Raw genomic sequence first — 14,731 nt, 5'->3', positions numbered from 1 at the left:
ACAGGCAACAGGAGCACCCCTCATGGCCAAGAACGCCACCAACAACCTCACCGCCGGCGTGCGGGACAAGACCGGCAAGGGCGCCTCGCGCCAGGCCCGCCGCGACGGCAAGGTTCCCGTCGTGCTCTACGGCCACGGCACCGAGCCCCAGCACCTCGAGCTCAACGCCCACGACTTCGCCGCCGTCCTGCGCAAGCACGGCACCAACGCGGTGCTGACCCTCGACGTCGAGGGCAAGGAACAGCTGGCGCTGACCAAGGCCCTCTCCGTGCACCCGATCCGGCGGAGCATCCAGCACGCCGATCTCATCGTGGTTCGCCGCGGCGAGAAGGTGACCGTCGAGGTCAACATCACCCTCGAGGGCGACGCCGCCCCGGGCGCCCTGGTCACCCAGGACGCCAACACCATCGAGATCGAGGCCGACGCCATGTCGATCCCGCAGCAGCTGGTCGTGTCGATCGAGGGCGCCGAGGAAGGCACCCAGATCACCGCAGGCCAGGTCGAGCTGCCCGAGGGCGTGACGCTGATCAGCGATCCCGAACTGCTGGTCGTCAACATCGTGACCGCCCCGACCGCCGAGGAGCTCGAGTCCGAGGGTGGCGGCGAGTCGATCGAGGAGCAGGCCGCCGACGCCGCCGAGGCAGCCGAAGCCGCCGAGGGCGAGTCGGCCGAGGCCGAGTAAGACTGCCCGGTGGCCGAACCCCTGCTGGTTGTCGGCCTGGGCAACCCGGGCCCGCAGTACGCCAAGACCCGACACAACCTCGGGTTCATGGTGGCCGACGTGCTGGCCGGGCGCATCGGCGCACAGTTCAAGGTGCACAAGCGCTCCGGCGCGGAGGTCGTGACCGGCCGGCTGGCGCATCGTCCCGTGGTGCTGGCCAAGCCGCGCACCTACATGAACGAGTCGGGGCGCCAGGTCGGTCCGTTGGCGAAGTTCTACTCGGTCATGCCGGCCGACATCATCGTCATCCACGATGAGCTCGACATCGACTTCGGCCGGATCCGCCTGAAACTGGGCGGCGGCGAAGGCGGCCACAACGGCTTGCGGTCTCTGGCCAACGCGTTGGGGACCAAGAACTTTCACCGGGTCCGCATCGGGGTCGGCCGGCCGCCGGGACGCAAGGATCCGGCGGCGTACGTCCTGGAACCGTTCACCGCGGCCGAGCGCACGGAGGTCCCGGCGATCTGCGAGCAGGCCGCCGACGCGACCGAGTTGCTGATCGAGGCCGGGCTGGAGACAGCACAGAATCAGGTGCACGCCTGGTGAATCCGTAAGGGTTCGCCGGGCGGGCGTCAGGATTCCGTATAGACCGACGACGGGGATAGCGCGCGGGCGTAGACCTGAGTGCGTGACCACTTCTGTCTGGGGTTCTTTCGACGCCTACCCGGCGCGCTACGGTGTCGCCCGCTATCGGCTGGTGGTGTTCCCACCCGGTATCACCGCGTGGGAACGACGCATGGTGCGGGCGTGGCGCACCTGGCCGCTGTGGGGAGCCGCACTGTGGCTGGTCCTGCAGATCGGCGGCGAGGCCGTCGGTATGTCCGCAACCGCGCTGGTCGCCGGGACGATGATCTATATCGCCGGCGGGGCAATCACATTCGCGCTGGCGGGTGAGACGCGGATGCGGGTGCGCACCCTGTGGGCCATCAGGGTCGCGGGTGTGCACCACGACGAGACCGAGCAACGGTATGAACAGCTGCGCGTCATGGCGCGGGCCCTGGACCATGCGGACCTGGATCTGGCGGAGGGCCGGATCTCCCCGCCGGAACACGAGGCCCGCTGGTGGGGTGTCTATGACGTTCTCGACTCGATGACGCCTGCCGCTCGGGATGAGGATCGGCGCGCTCACCACGCACCAGCCACAGCCCCAGCGCAATCAGCGCAGCCACCTCGAACCCGGCGATACCTCGTTCCACCACGCCGAGTGGGATCAGCCTCCACCACGGTCGATCAGTCGCCACACCGACCGCGATCGCCCCGAACAGCACTGCCATCCAACCGATTCCGACACCAGTAAGCCATCTGGCGGCTCGAGCGGTGACGTCCCCGCCACGAGCGATCAGCAACACCGCCAGTGGCAACGCGACGAATGCGAGGAGCGTCGCGACCCGGTGTACGGTGCCCGACGCACTCGGACCGGTGACCCAGTTGTGCTTGGGGAACGCCACGACGCCCAGCAGGCCGACCACCCACAGCATCATCAGCACCGATCCTGCCGAGCGCAGCCGAACCCGTCCGGCACGGATCAGACCGTGCAGCAATGCCGCTGACGCGACCGCCAGGATCAGCACGGCAGCGACGAAAGCCGCACTGCCCGAGGTGTACACGTACTCGGAGATGGTGGCGGCACGCAATTGTCTGCCGCGAGTGTGTTGCCCGCCCAGTGAGGCGTCGAGAGCGAGCACCGCGACGATCGCGAACGCGGAACCGAACACCCCCATCCAGCCGAGCGCCCGCTCCATCGGACCAGCCTACGCGCGGCCCCGCACCCCGGAGTCGACGACTTTGACCGGCTTGTGCGGATAGCGTCGCTCGGCATGTGCCTTCGCTGCTGAATTGGGCAGCACGTAAAGGGTTTCCACCTTCTCCTGCAACGGCCGCAACACCAGGTCCATGAAGCCCTTGCGGTCGTCCAGATAGGGTTCGATGACATCCTCGCCGGCCGGGCACACCGCGAGGCAGTAGGCCGCCTTGTAGTTCGCCTTGAACGACAGGCTCTGCCACATCGAGGCGTTCTCCGAATCGGTTACCCGCGAACGAAAGTCGGCCGCGTCCTCGCTGTCGGCGATGGTCTGCGCCCAGTCGGTGAACCCGCCCATGAACTCGCGGTAGTTGTGCACCGAGCAGGCCATGAAGTCGAACTCGCCGTCTTTCTTGATCGCGCCCACCGGGCAGGCCGCGACACAGAGCTTGCATTCCAGGCAGGGTGAATAGTCCAGTGGTGAACCGTAACTGCTGACCGGTGCGTCAACGAGAATCGTGGCCAACAGGACGAAGTTCCCGAACTTGGGATGGATGACGTTGCGGTGGATGCCCATCACCCCTAGTCCGGCGGCCACCGCGACGGGCTTGTGGGCGACCACCCAGATCCGGCCCGGGTACCGGTCCATCTCCATCGGGAAGGTGGCCGACGGGTTCAACGCCCGGTGGCCGGCATCCTCGAGGGCCCGGGTGATCCGGTGCGCGGCCTCGTTGATGATCTCCCCGCTGCGGTGGAATTCCTGATTGGCCACACTTCGCGCGACCGAGCGCACGTTGTCCCGATTCATCCGGACCACCAGCGAGATGTAGCTCCGCGTGCCTGGCAGTGCGGCCTCGACGTGCTCGCGTTCGCTCGCCAGGTCCGGGTTGTCGACGGCGGCGAATGCCACATCGTCGGCGCCCGCGGCCAGGCAGATCCCGCGGAGCCAGTCGGCGTCGATCACCGGTGCCGGCGTGGTGCGCTGCTTGGCCCGCACCGCCCGCACGGTTGGATGATCGGAGAGTTGAGGACGCATAGCTAGGTATAGTACTACATACCTAGCTATGCGTGATGTGGCGCACGCCGTCGCGCGGAATATTTGTTACCTATGTAAAGTTGTTTCACGCCATGCCCTGCCTCCCCGCGTCCCCGCATCCCGTGTCGGCCACGCATCGCGCTCACGTAGCCGCGACTGGAGGACAGCGCTGATGCGCCAGGGTCCGCTCGCGGGGCGCTATCCGGCCGTGGCCGCCATGGTCACCCTCGCCCTGATCCCCTACCTGGCGCTGTCGGCCGCGCTGGATCCGCTCGTGCCGATCATTTCCGAGCAGTTGCACATGACGACACAGACGATGGCGCTGAGTTCGGGTCTGGGCAACGCGGCCTACGCCGTGGGCACGGTGCTCGCCGTGCAGTTCGCGCAACATCTTCCACAGCGCCGAATGCTGCTCGCCTACGCCGTGGTCCTCGTCATCGGATCGGTCATCGCCGCGGCCGCACCGAATGCCGCCGCGTTCATCGCCGGCCACGTCCTGCAGGGACTGGCGACCAGCATGCTGCTGATCGCCGCCGCTCCGCCGCTGACGATCGGATTTCCGCGAGACAAGCTCCGCAACACCGCGGTCATCATGAACATGTGCGTGTTCGGCGCCGTCGCGCTCGGACCGTTCCTCGGGGGTGTGCAGGCCGAGGCGCATGCCTGGCGGCCACTGTTCTGGATCGTCGCCGCCGTCGCACTGGCGGCTCTGGTCCTGGCAGCGCTGACGTTCGACGACGCACCGCCTGCCGACCCGGAGGCGCCGCGCGATCTGAAGGCGATCGGGCTGGCGACCGTCGGCTGCACGGCCGCGTTCGTCGGCGCGGCACAGCTGAGCACTCACGAGCTCTCCGACTTCGCCGTCACCGCACCGATGTTCGGCGGCCTGGCGCTGATCGTGGCGCTGATCGTCTACCAGTTCCGCGCGCACCGGCCGCTGCTGACCATCCGCACGATGTTGACCAGTGCGATCCCGGTGGCGGGCGTCGGCGTCGCACTGTTCGCCGCAGCCGCCTCGATCGCGGCGACCACGCTGACGGCGGCCGTGTTCATGCAACACTTCAGCCCCGTTCAGGTGGGTCTGATCTACCTGCCGGAGCTGGGCGGCGCGATCGTCATGGCGGTGGTGTTCGGTGTGGTCATCACTCGTCGTGCCATGCACTTCCTGCCGCTGGTCGGCATGGGCCTGTTGGCCGCGGGCATCGCGGTGTTCCGGGCGTCGCTACCGGCGAATGTGCCACTGGCACTGGTCGGTTCGACATTGACAGGTTTGGCATTGGGCGCCACCGTCGCGCCCGCGCTGTTCGTCGCCGGGTTCTCGCTGCGGTCCAACAGCCTGCAGCGCGTATTCGCGATCATCGAATTGCTGCGCGCCGTCGCAGCATTCATGGTGGCCCCGATCTTCGCGCACCTCGCGACGCGCTACTCCGGTGACATCCTGGAAGGCACCAACGTCGCGCTGTCGGTCGGCTTCGCACTCGCGATCGGCGGCGCGGTGTTCGGCGTCGCCGTCTACGCGCTCAGCGGCGCCCGCCCGCAGACACCGGATCTCGACGAGTTCCTCGACGGTGACTCCCCCGCGTGGTACTCACCCCCGCTGCTCGCGCGTCTGCGTGGCCTTCCTCCCGCACCCCCGGCCATCGCCACGCAGCCTTCGGCACCGCCCGTCGCGCATCGTCACCCGCCGCACGCGGCAGGCCCGGTACTGTTCGCCTACGACGGTTCCGATCTGGCCAGGTATGCGATCAGTCAAGCGGCGCAACAGCTTTCACCCTATCGTGATGCTGTGGTGGTCTGCGTCTGGCAGCCGGTCGACGTGGGCTTCACGCCGAGCGACAACCGGCCATTCGACGCCGACTGCGCCGGCGAGGTACGCCGGGCCGCCGAACAGACCGCCGCGCACGGCGCCACCCTGGCGCGTGCAGCCGGATTCGAGGCGTGCAGCTTGGCGATCGAGGCGGCACCGACCTGGAAGGGCATCGTCGACGCCGCCGATCAGCACGACGCCGGCCTGATCGTGCTCGGTCCGCACCGTCGCAGCGGTCTGTTCGGACACCTGCAGGGCAGCGTCGCGGCGGCGGTTCTGTCCCACACCACCATTCCGGTCCTCCTGGTCCCGCAGCGGTCGGGCGACCGGGAGCCGGAGCGGCCCCCGATTCGTCAGGAAGCCGGAGTAGCCTCGGCGCGGTGAACACCCTGCGCGATCCGAAGGTGGCGGCGGCCATCGACCGTATGTATGCCGAAGCAAGCGGGCAGATGGCTCAACTCCACGAGCGCGGCGCCCAATTGCGGGCGGCGAAGACCGCACAGGAGCGCGCCGACGCGTTCAGCGACTTCTATCTTCCGGTGACCCCCGAGTCGGGCCTGCTGCTCTACACCCTCGTCCGTGCGACCCGACCCGCTCTTGTGGTGGAGTTCGGAACGTCGTTGGGGCTCTCCACAATTCATCTGGCCAGCGCGGTGCGGGACAACGGCACCGGGCGGGTGGTGACCACCGAGCTCAGCGCCGCCAAGGTCGACGCCGCCAGGAAGACCTTCGCCGAGGTCGGTCTGGACGATCTGATCACCGTGCTGGCCGGCGACGCCACGCAGACGCTCGCCGCCATCGACGAGACTGTGGGGTTCGTCCTGCTGGACGGCTGGAAGGACCTGTACGTCCCGGTTGTTGAGGTGCTGGCGCCGCGGCTGACCGGCGGAGCGCTGGTGGTCGCCGACAACACCGGGCTCGCCGATGCGCAGCCGTACGTCGAGTTCATCCGCGACCCGGCGAATGGTTTTGTCGGCGTGAGCTTCCCGGTGCGCGACTCCGATGCGATGGAGATCAGCTGCCGGGTCTGACGGGCTAGGTGACCAGCGCGACCGAGTTGGCGCGACGCAGCTTGCCCGACGGCGTCTTCGGAATGGTGCCCGGCCCGAGCACAACGACATTGCGCGGGCGCACGTCAACCTCGGCGACCACTTCGTGTGCCACCTCGTGCTCGATGCGCCGCACCGCGACGGGATCCTGCCAGGCGTTCGATTCGACGGCCACCGCGAAGGTCTCGCGGGAGTGCCCGGCATCCAGGCGCACCGCGACCGCGCAACCGGGGCGCACCCCTTCCACACGTCCGGCGGCCCGCTCGATGTCGGTCGGGTAGATGTTGCGGCCGGCCATGATGATGACGTCCTTGACCCGGCCGCACACCACGACGTGACCGTTCTCGAGCAGGTAGCCGAGGTCACCGGTGTCGTACCAGCCGCATTCGTCCTGCGCGGGCACGAAGCCGCCCATGGTGATGTAGCCGGGGGTCAACGACTCACCGCGCAGCTCGATGATGCCCACACCCCGGGCCGGCAACACGTTGCCGTCCTCGTCGACGATGCGCGCCTCGAGGTCCTTGAGCAGCGGGCCGAGCGTGGCAAGCCGGCGGGTGTTGCCCTTCGCGGCGGGAACGGCGCGGCGCAGTGCGGCCAGCAGATCGGCGTCGACCTCGTCGACGACCAGCCCGGCGCCACACTCGGAGAACGAGACCGCCAGTGTGGTCTCGGCCATGCCGTAGGCCGGCAGGATCGCCTCGGGCTGGAGGCCGAACGGCTTACCGGCGTCCAGCAGGTCCTCGACGTCGGCCGGGTCCACGGGCTCGGCACCGGACAGGGCGAAGCGCAGCGTGGACAGGTCGAACTCGCCGGGCTTGGCCTGGCGGCGCAGGCGCTTGGCGAACAACGCGTACGCGAAGTTCGGCGCCGCGGTCATGGTGCCCTTGTACTTGTCGATCAGCTTGGCCCACAGCAGGGTGTCGCGCAGGAAGTCCATCGGCGTGACCTTGACCAGCTCGGCACCGAAGTACATCGGGATGGTCAGGAACCCGACCATGCCCATGTCATGGAAGCAGGGCAGCCAGCTGACCATGACATCTTTCTCGATGTCGTACTTGGCCCCGATGAACATCGCCTCGGCATTGGAGTGGATGTTGCGGTGGGTGATGATGACGGCCTTGGGAGACCCAGTCGAGCCGCTCGTCAACTGCATCAGCGCGACGTCGTCTTCGGAGGTCTCGACCGGGTCGACGGGCTCGGCGGCCAGCAGGGCCTCCACCGTGAGCACCGTGACGCCGCGCTCTTCGAGTACCGGCACCGCGACGAGGAACGGGTCGGAGACGATGACGGCCTTGGCCTCGATCATGTCGATGACGGTCGCGGTGTCCTTGGCCCACTGCTCCAGGTCGGTACGCGGAGTGGGCTGGTGCAGCATGGTCAGGCTGGCGCCGCGCATCCAGAGCGCCTGGGCGGTCGGCGCGATCTCCACCGGGGCGCCGGCCAGCACACCGACTGCGTCGCCGAGGCCGATGCCGGCCTGCGCCAGGCCGCCCGCGATGCGACGGGCCCGCTCGTGCACCTCACGCCACGTGTGCCGAACCGGCTCGTGCGGTTCCCCGGTGACCATGCCCTTACTGCTGGTCAAGGCACTGTGGAACATCTTGTCGGTGAAACGGCTCACGACGACCTCCTCGGCATCCGGAGCTGGCTGATCAGCGACGTTGGGGATGAAGCGAACGCCCTGTATTTCATGCTCCACCGGCCAGAACGCCCTGCATAGGAGGCACGCCAGTACGACTGGGGAGCGGTTCGATATCGAAATGGTGATGATGCGCCGGTACCGCCGGGCCACCGCCCGCCCCGGACCGGGGTGGGCGATTGGTCTGTGTGCAGTACCGAGCCGCTAGTTGTCACCGTCGATCATCTTAAACTCCCCTTAAGTTACCGCCAAGTTTTACGCACTAATGAGAAGCGCGTCACACCCGCCGGCGGGCGGGAGGTCGGCGACCAGGGACGATCTGGCTAGGCCGGCTGGCCGGGCACGATCCGGGCGCCTTGGACCGGCCCACTGGCCACCCGGACGGTGCGGCACACGTCGGCGCCGGCCAGTTCGGTGCCCACGTCGACCGCGGCGGACGCCGACTCACACAGGAACGCACACGTTGGCCCGGATCCCGAGACGATGCCGGCCAGGGCACCCGCTTCGGCACCTGCGCGCAGGGTCCGGCGCAGCCCCGGGTTCAGGCTCAGCGCCGCGGCCTGCAGATCGTTGCCCAGCAGGGGGGCCAGCTCGCGCGGGTTGCCGCCGGCCAGTGCTCCCAGCAGCGGCTCGGGATCGGTCAGCCGCGGCGGATCACCCGCTTCGCGGAGCCGGTCGATCTCGCGATAGACCTCCGCCGTGGACAGTCCGTCCTGACCGAAGGCCAGCACCCAGTGAAATGTGTTGCGGGCCAACACCGTCGCCAGCTCTTCACCTCGACCGGTGCCCAGCGCCGTGCCGCCGTGCAGAGCGAACGGGACGTCGCTTCCCAGCTCGGCGGCCAGCGCGTGCAGGTCGCGGCGCGGCACGCCCAGCTCCCACAGATTGTTCATCGCGACCAGAACCGCCGCCGCGTCGGCGCTGCCGCCGGCCATTCCACCGGCCACCGGTATCGACTTGTCGATGGTGATCTCCACGTCCGGCGCGCGCCCGATGTGGTCGGCCATCAGCTCGGCGGCCTGCCAGGCGATGTTGGTCTCGTCGACGGGCAGCTGATCGGCGCCCTCCCCGACCACCCGCAGGGACAAGACGTCGGCGTTGCGCACCGTCACCTCGTCGACCAGAGACACCGCGTGGAAGACCGTGGCGAGCTCGTGATAGCCGTCGGCGCGGCGGTCACCGACCTCCAGGTACAGATTCACCTTGCCCGGCACGCGCACGGTCACCGACCCGGTCGGCACCCATTCGGCAGCGATAGAACCGTTGGACGAGGGCACGCCCACGAGACTATCGCGCCGTGCGCAATTCGCCTGGCCGTCACCGACCCGCGCTCTAGGGTCGAACCGTGACGAACCCCGGGCAGTCGTTCGAGGGCTACGTCGTCGACAGGGAACTGGGCCGCGGCGGCGAGGCGGTGGTCTACCTGGCCCGCGGGGCCGGCCGGACACCGGAACTGGTCGCGCTGAAGGTGCTCGACGACGACCACCGCACCCCTGCGAGCATCGCCCGCCTGGCCCGCGAATACCGCATCGCCGACCGGCTGCGCCACCGCCACATCGTGACCGTCTACGACCATGGCCGGCACTGGATGGCCATGCAGTACGTCGAGGGCGGCGACGCCACCGGGCTGAGCTCGCCGGCGACCCGGCTGGCGGCGCTCGCCCAGATCGCCGCGGCCCTCGACCACGCCCACCACGACGGCATCGTGCACAGTGACGTCAAACCCACGAATATTCTTGTGCACCAAAACTTTTCCGAATTCGGCGCGGTTCTCATCGACTTCGGCGTCGCGCACATCCTCGCCGAGGACGTCTGGCACCGGCCCGCCCAGGTGGTGACCTCGCTGCCCTACGCCGCACCCGAACTGCTGCAGGGCCGCCTGCCCCAAGCAGCGACCGACGAGTACGCGCTGGCTTGCACCGCACTGGAATTGCTCACCGGCGCACCGCCGTTCGCGTACGACAATCCGCTGGCGCTGGTCGACGCGCACGTGCACAGTCCGCCGCCGGAGGTGTCGACACGGATCCCCTGGCTGACGAGGTCGTTCGACCTGGTGCTGGCCAGGGCGATCGCGAAGGATCCAGACCGGCGATACCCGTCATGCACCGAGTTGGTGCATCACCTCACCGAAGCGGTGCGAAGCGCTCAGAACACCTGAGCCGGCCGCGACGGGCCTTCGGAGGAGTCCGTCGAAGGAGTGAAGTCACCCGAGCGCTGTAGCAGCCGCACGAAGTCGGCGACCGTCAGCGTCTCCCCGCGGCGGGCGGGATCGATGCTGGCGGCCAGCAGACGTTCGGCGGACTCGTTGCCGGAGCCGGCCCACTCCAGGAAGGCGTTGCGGGCTGTCTTGCGGCGCTGCGCGAAGGCGATATCGATCAGATCGAACACGCTCTCGCGGAAGTCGTCCTCGGTCGGCCACGGCGAGGTCTCGTGGCGGTCGATGCGCACCAGACCGGAGTAGACCCGAGGAATCGGCCAGAACACCGTCGGCGACACCATGCCGTAGCGGCGGACCTTGCCGAAGAACCGGACCTTGACGCTGGGCACGCCGTAGTCCTTGCCGCCGGGCTCGGCGGCCAGCCGCTCGGCCACCTCGGCCTGGACCATCACCATCACGGTCCGGATCGACGGGAATTCGGCCAGCAGATGCAGCAGCGCCGGCACGGCGATGTTGTACGGGAGGTTGGCCACCACGGCGGTCGGCGGCTCGACGAGGTCGGAGCGCTCGATGCCGAGGATGTCGCGATTGAGCACGGTCAGCCGGTGGATCTCGCTGTGCGAATGCTCCGCGACCGTCTTGGGCAGACGCTGGGCCAGCACCGGGTCGATTTCGATCGCGCTCACCGTCGCGCCGCGGTCCAGCAACGCCAGCGTCAGGGAGCCGAGGCCGGGGCCGACTTCCAGGACGTGGTCGTGCTTGTTTATCCCGGAGGCGGAGACAATACGACGCACGGTATTTGCGTCGTGTACGAAATTCTGTCCCAGAGATTTACGCGGCTTGAAGTCGAGTTCTTTGGCCAGATTTCTGATCTCTGTCCGCCCGAGTAAACGAATTGTCACGATGCACCCCTACCACACACGGGCCACGCTCCCCAGCCTTGTCGCGATCTTGTTACTTCAGCAATCGCAATTTGTTCTTCTCTGGTTGCCAAATCGGCTCGCTCAGCATAGCGCAGTCCGCCGTTTCTTTCCCAGGTGTTTTGATCAAATTGCACACCCCCGAAGTAACCGTTACCGGTATTGATCGCCCAGTTGCCGCCCGCTTCGCACCTGGCAATGGCATCCCAAATGGGTCCGTTGAGCACCTGAGGCACCTCGGTGCCGGGCTTCGCACCGACCCGCAAAACCGAATCACGCGCCGGCACAACGACAATGTTGGCAACGGGAAGCCGGCCCGTTTCCACTCCGTTGACCTTGGCGACAGCAAAAGTTACGTCTTGCAAGCCGGGCGTCCCGGGATCTTCCACGACCTGGCGGCTCATGTTCAGCGTCGGGTCCTCGATCCGCTGGGCGTTCGGTGCCAGCGGCATCTGCTGAGTGACCTTCTCGACGCGAATCCGGGTGACCTGGATCTGCATACCGGCGATCACCGGCGAGGACGGCGCGGGCACCACCGAGTCGGCCTGCTCCAGCGGCACGCCCGCGGCCGCCAGCAGACCCGCCACATTCGGCGCGGCCAGATGCACGGTCTTCACCACTCCGCCGTCGTTGATCTGGACCGTCTTGGCGCTCACCACGGGAAGCGCCATGCCCTCCAGCGGCAACCGGCTGCCACGCGAAGCCGCCGCCGGGGCGGTGTCGGTCATCCGCAGCTGGGCCAGCGCCTCGTCCACGGTCGACGCAGTTGTCCACACCTGCTTGGCGTCCTTGCCGTCCAGCGAGATCTGCAGGGGCCGGCTGCGGCGCAGCACGATCGTCTCGGCTTCTGTGACGGGCTGATTGGCGCCGGGGAAGAGGTCGTCGCGCTCGCCGACGGAGTAGCCGTTCTCCCGGACGACGTCGATGACCCGCGACTTCATCGTGCTGACCTTCAGCTGGGCACCGTCGACGTTGAGCGTCACGGTCTTGTGGGAGCTCACCGCGAACGCCCCGGCACCGGCCAGTGTCAGCAGCACTGCGGCGACGACGAGACGAAGGATCGGTGACGGCGACTGATGCAGCTTGGTCAACGCATTCAAGAGTTTCGGTCCTGCCTAAGTACTAAAAAAGCAACAGGGGCGCCAATGTGGCTCCCCTTTGATCACAAGACGGTAACGAACCATCCCGGCCCGGAGCAACCCGGGCCCGCCGCTCTCAACAGACCCTCAGAGACCGTAGACCCGCCGCGCGGTGTCCGATGACTGCTCAGCCAGCAACTCCGCCGGGCGCCCGACGACCTCGGCCAGGGCGCGCACCGTGTAGGGCAGGCAATACGGCTCGTTGGGCGCCCCGCGGAAGGGGTGTGGGGTCAGGAACGGGGCGTCGGTCTCGACCAGCAGCTGCCCGGGCGGGATCAGCGCCGCCGCCTCGCGCAGGTCACGGGCGTTGCGGAAGCTGACCGTGCCGGACAGGCTGAGCACCCACCCCGCCGCGACGCAGGTCTTGGCCATCTCGGGCCCGGAGGAGAAGCAGTGGAAGATGACCGCCTCGGGGGCGCCCTCGGCACGCAGCACGTCGAGCACCTCGGCGTCGGCGTCGCGGTTGTGGATCATCAGCGGCTTACCCGTGCGCTTGGCCAGGTCGATGTGCCAGGCGAAGGACTCACGCTGAGCCGAAGGGTCGGCGCAGCCGTCGAGCTTGCCGGGCCAGTACAGGTCCATGCCGGTCTCCCCGACCGCCACCACCCGCTCGTGGGTGGCCAGTTGTTCCAGCTCCGCGCGGGCGTCGTCGGTCAGCGCGTTCGCGCGGGTCGGATGCAGCGCCACCGCGGCGTAGACGCGCGGGTCCCAGGCGGCCGCCTCGGCGGCCCAGCGGGCGGCATCGAGATCGTCGGCGATCGTCACCGCGGCCAGCACGCCCGCTTCGCCGGCGCGGTCCATGATCGCGCGGACGTCGTCCGCAGTGCGGGCGCCGCACGCGTCCAGGTGGGTGTGCGCGTCGATCAGCGGCGTCAAGGGCTCTGGCAGCGGCGGCGGCTCGCGCCTCTTGTCCTGGGAACCCACGCCCACACTTTAGGGTGAACCCCAAATGAGTAAGCCGCCGTACTACCTGACCACCGCGATCGCCTACCCCAACGGTGCGCCGCACATCGGCCACGCCTACGAATACATTGCGACCGACGCGATCGCCCGCTTCAAGCGGCTCGACGGTTTCGACGTGCGCTACCTAACCGGCACCGACGAGCACGGGCTGAAGATGGCGCAGACGGCCGCCGCCGAGGGCATCCCGACCGCCGAGCTGGCGCGGCGCAACTCCGACGCGTTCCAGGCGATGCAGGAAAAGCTCGGGGCGTCGTTCGACCGTTTCATCAGGACCACTGACGCCGACCATGTCGACGCGTCGATCGAGATCTGGAAGCGGATGGATGCCGCAGGCGACATCTATCTCGACTCGTACTCCGGCTGGTATTCGGTGCGCGACGAACGCTTCTACACCGAGGACGAACTCGAAACCCGCGCCGACGGCAACAAGTACTCCATCGAGACCGGCACGCCCGTGACGTGGACCGAGGAGCAGACCTACTTCTTCCGGTTGTCGAACTACGCGCAGCGACTGCTGGCCCATTACGAGGCGCACCCGGAGTTCATCGGTCCCGATGTCCGCCGCAATGAGGTCGTCAGCTTCGTCTCGGGCGGCCTTCGCGACCTGTCGATCTCGCGGACCACCTTCGACTGGGGGGTTCCCGTCCCGGGCCACCCGGACCACGTGATGTACGTGTGGGTCGACGCGCTGACCAACTACCTGACCGGCGCCGGCTTCCCCGACACCGACTCCGAGTCGTTCCGCAAGTACTGGCCCGCCGATCTGCACATGATCGGCAAGGACATCATCCGCTTCCACACCGTGTACTGGCCCGCGTTCCTGATGTCGGCCGGAATCGAGCTGCCCAGAAGGGTTTTCGTGCACGGCTTTCTACTCAACAGCGGCGAGAAGATGAGTAAGTCCGTCGGCAATGTCGTCGACCCGTTCGCGCTCGTCGACGCCTTCGGCCTCGATCAGGTGCGCTACTTCCTGCTGCGCGAGGTGCCGTTCGGGCAGGACGGCAGCTACAGCGAGGACGCCATCATCGGCCGGATCAACGCCGACCTGGCCAACGAGTTCGGCAACCTGGCGCAGCGCTCGCTGTCGATGGTCAACAAGAACCTCGACGCGCGGGTGCCGGAGCCTGGTGAGTTCACCGACGCCGACCGGGAGCTGCTGGCGCTCGCCGACGAACTTCTCCCCACGGTGCGCGCGCACTTCGACGTGCCGGCCATGCACCTTGCCCTGGAGGCCATCTGGGCGATGCTCGGCGCCGCCAACCGGTACTTCTCCGCTCAGGAACCCTGGGTGCTGCGCAAGTCGGAGGCGGCGGCCGATCAGGAGCGGTTCCGCACGGTGCTCTACGTGACGCTGGAGGTGGTGCGGATCGCCGCGCTGCTGATGCAGCCCGTCGTCCCCACATCGGCGGCCACCCTGCTCGATCTGCTCGGGCAGGAGGAGTCGGCCCGCGACTTCGGCGCCGTCGCGGTACGCATCGCGCCCGGCACCGAACTGCCGGCACCGGCCGGCGTCTTCCCGAGGTATCAGCCGACCGAGTGACGCTGTGAGCTGCATCAC

The 14,731-nt window shown here is 68.0% G+C and carries 13 protein-coding genes and 1 pseudogene; 7 read left to right on the top strand and 7 right to left on the bottom strand.

The window, feature by feature from the left end:
• Positions 1-22 precede the first annotated feature (22 nt).
• The 3 genes and pseudogenes from CRM90_RS16775 to CRM90_RS31460 all read left to right on the top strand — a co-directional run.
• Positions 23-682 carry a 50S ribosomal protein L25/general stress protein Ctc gene (locus CRM90_RS16775; protein ID WP_102808082.1) on the top strand — a complete coding sequence of 220 codons (660 nt, stop codon included), beginning with the start codon at positions 23-25 and terminating at the stop codon, positions 680-682.
• 9 nt (positions 683-691) lie between these two features.
• On the top strand, positions 692-1,267 hold the full coding sequence (gene pth, locus CRM90_RS16770) for an aminoacyl-tRNA hydrolase (protein WP_102808081.1): 576 nt from the start codon (positions 692-694) through the stop codon (positions 1,265-1,267).
• 82 nt (positions 1,268-1,349) lie between these two features.
• Positions 1,350-1,751: pseudogene (locus CRM90_RS31460) on the top strand (DUF6611 family protein); the annotation flags it as partial.
• On the opposite strand, the gene CRM90_RS16765 reads toward CRM90_RS31460, so the two are convergent.
• Positions 1,705-2,442, bottom strand: a complete 738-nt coding sequence (locus CRM90_RS16765) for a DUF998 domain-containing protein (RefSeq protein WP_353616980.1) — start codon at positions 2,440-2,442, stop codon at positions 1,705-1,707. The pseudogene CRM90_RS31460 and the gene CRM90_RS16765 overlap by 47 nt on opposite strands.
• 30 nt (positions 2,443-2,472) lie before the next feature.
• The gene (locus CRM90_RS16760) at positions 2,473-3,498 is read right to left on the bottom strand and encodes an epoxyqueuosine reductase (RefSeq protein ID WP_102808079.1); all 1,026 of its coding nucleotides are present in this window, start codon (positions 3,496-3,498) and stop codon (positions 2,473-2,475) included.
• A 172-nt stretch (positions 3,499-3,670) separates the two neighbouring features.
• Here CRM90_RS16760 and CRM90_RS16755 point away from each other — a divergent pair, with 172 nt between their 5' ends.
• Together CRM90_RS16755 and CRM90_RS16750 are read left to right on the top strand one after the other, a co-directional pair.
• Positions 3,671-5,689 carry an MFS transporter gene (locus tag CRM90_RS16755; protein WP_102808078.1) on the top strand — a complete coding sequence of 673 codons (2,019 nt, stop codon included), beginning with the start codon at positions 3,671-3,673 and terminating at the stop codon, positions 5,687-5,689.
• A 41-nt stretch (positions 5,690-5,730) separates the two neighbouring features.
• Positions 5,731-6,336: an O-methyltransferase gene (locus CRM90_RS16750; RefSeq protein WP_102808146.1), complete on the top strand. Its 606-nt coding sequence runs from the start codon at positions 5,731-5,733 to the stop codon at positions 6,334-6,336.
• 4 nt (positions 6,337-6,340) lie between these two features.
• Here CRM90_RS16750 and CRM90_RS16745 read toward each other — a convergent pair whose 3' ends face one another.
• Positions 6,341-7,975: a fatty acyl-AMP ligase gene (locus tag CRM90_RS16745; RefSeq protein ID WP_102808145.1), complete on the bottom strand. Its 1,635-nt coding sequence runs from the start codon at positions 7,973-7,975 to the stop codon at positions 6,341-6,343.
• Positions 7,976-8,316: 341 nt separating this feature from the next.
• The gene (locus tag CRM90_RS16740; protein ID WP_102808144.1) at positions 8,317-9,270 is read right to left on the bottom strand and encodes a 4-(cytidine 5'-diphospho)-2-C-methyl-D-erythritol kinase; all 954 of its coding nucleotides are present in this window, start codon (positions 9,268-9,270) and stop codon (positions 8,317-8,319) included.
• 68 nt (positions 9,271-9,338) lie between these two features.
• Here CRM90_RS16740 and CRM90_RS16735 point away from each other — a divergent pair, with 68 nt between their 5' ends.
• Entirely contained in the window at positions 9,339-10,151 is an 813-nt protein-coding gene (locus CRM90_RS16735) for a serine/threonine-protein kinase (RefSeq protein WP_102808077.1), read from the top strand.
• Here the strand turns inward: CRM90_RS16735 and rsmA are convergent.
• The 3 genes from rsmA to CRM90_RS16720 all read right to left on the bottom strand — a co-directional run bounded on the left by rsmA (position 10,139) and on the right by CRM90_RS16720 (position 13,134).
• The gene (gene rsmA, locus CRM90_RS16730) at positions 10,139-11,053 is read right to left on the bottom strand and encodes a 16S rRNA (adenine(1518)-N(6)/adenine(1519)-N(6))-dimethyltransferase RsmA (RefSeq protein WP_102808076.1); all 915 of its coding nucleotides are present in this window, start codon (positions 11,051-11,053) and stop codon (positions 10,139-10,141) included. The genes CRM90_RS16735 and rsmA overlap by 13 nt on opposite strands.
• Complete coding sequence (locus CRM90_RS16725) at positions 11,050-12,171, bottom strand: resuscitation-promoting factor (RefSeq protein WP_102808075.1); 1,122 nt, start codon at positions 12,169-12,171, stop codon at positions 11,050-11,052. Before CRM90_RS16725 ends, rsmA begins: the two co-directional genes overlap by 4 nt.
• 126 nt (positions 12,172-12,297) lie before the next feature.
• Positions 12,298-13,134, bottom strand: coding sequence for a TatD family hydrolase (locus tag CRM90_RS16720; RefSeq protein WP_102808074.1), 837 nt, complete (start codon positions 13,132-13,134; stop codon positions 12,298-12,300).
• A gap of 25 nt (positions 13,135-13,159) precedes the next feature.
• Here CRM90_RS16720 and metG point away from each other — a divergent pair, with 25 nt between their 5' ends.
• On the top strand, positions 13,160-14,713 hold the full coding sequence (gene metG, locus CRM90_RS16715) for a methionine--tRNA ligase (RefSeq protein WP_102808073.1): 1,554 nt from the start codon (positions 13,160-13,162) through the stop codon (positions 14,711-14,713).
• The last annotated feature ends 18 nt before the right edge of the window (positions 14,714-14,731 follow it).

Source organism: Mycobacterium sp. ENV421 (genome assembly GCF_002887815.1).
GTDB lineage: Bacteria > Actinomycetota > Actinomycetes > Mycobacteriales > Mycobacteriaceae > Mycobacterium.
The sequence above is the reverse complement of the archived record's forward strand: the minus strand, read 5'-3'. Positions and strand labels throughout refer to the sequence as shown.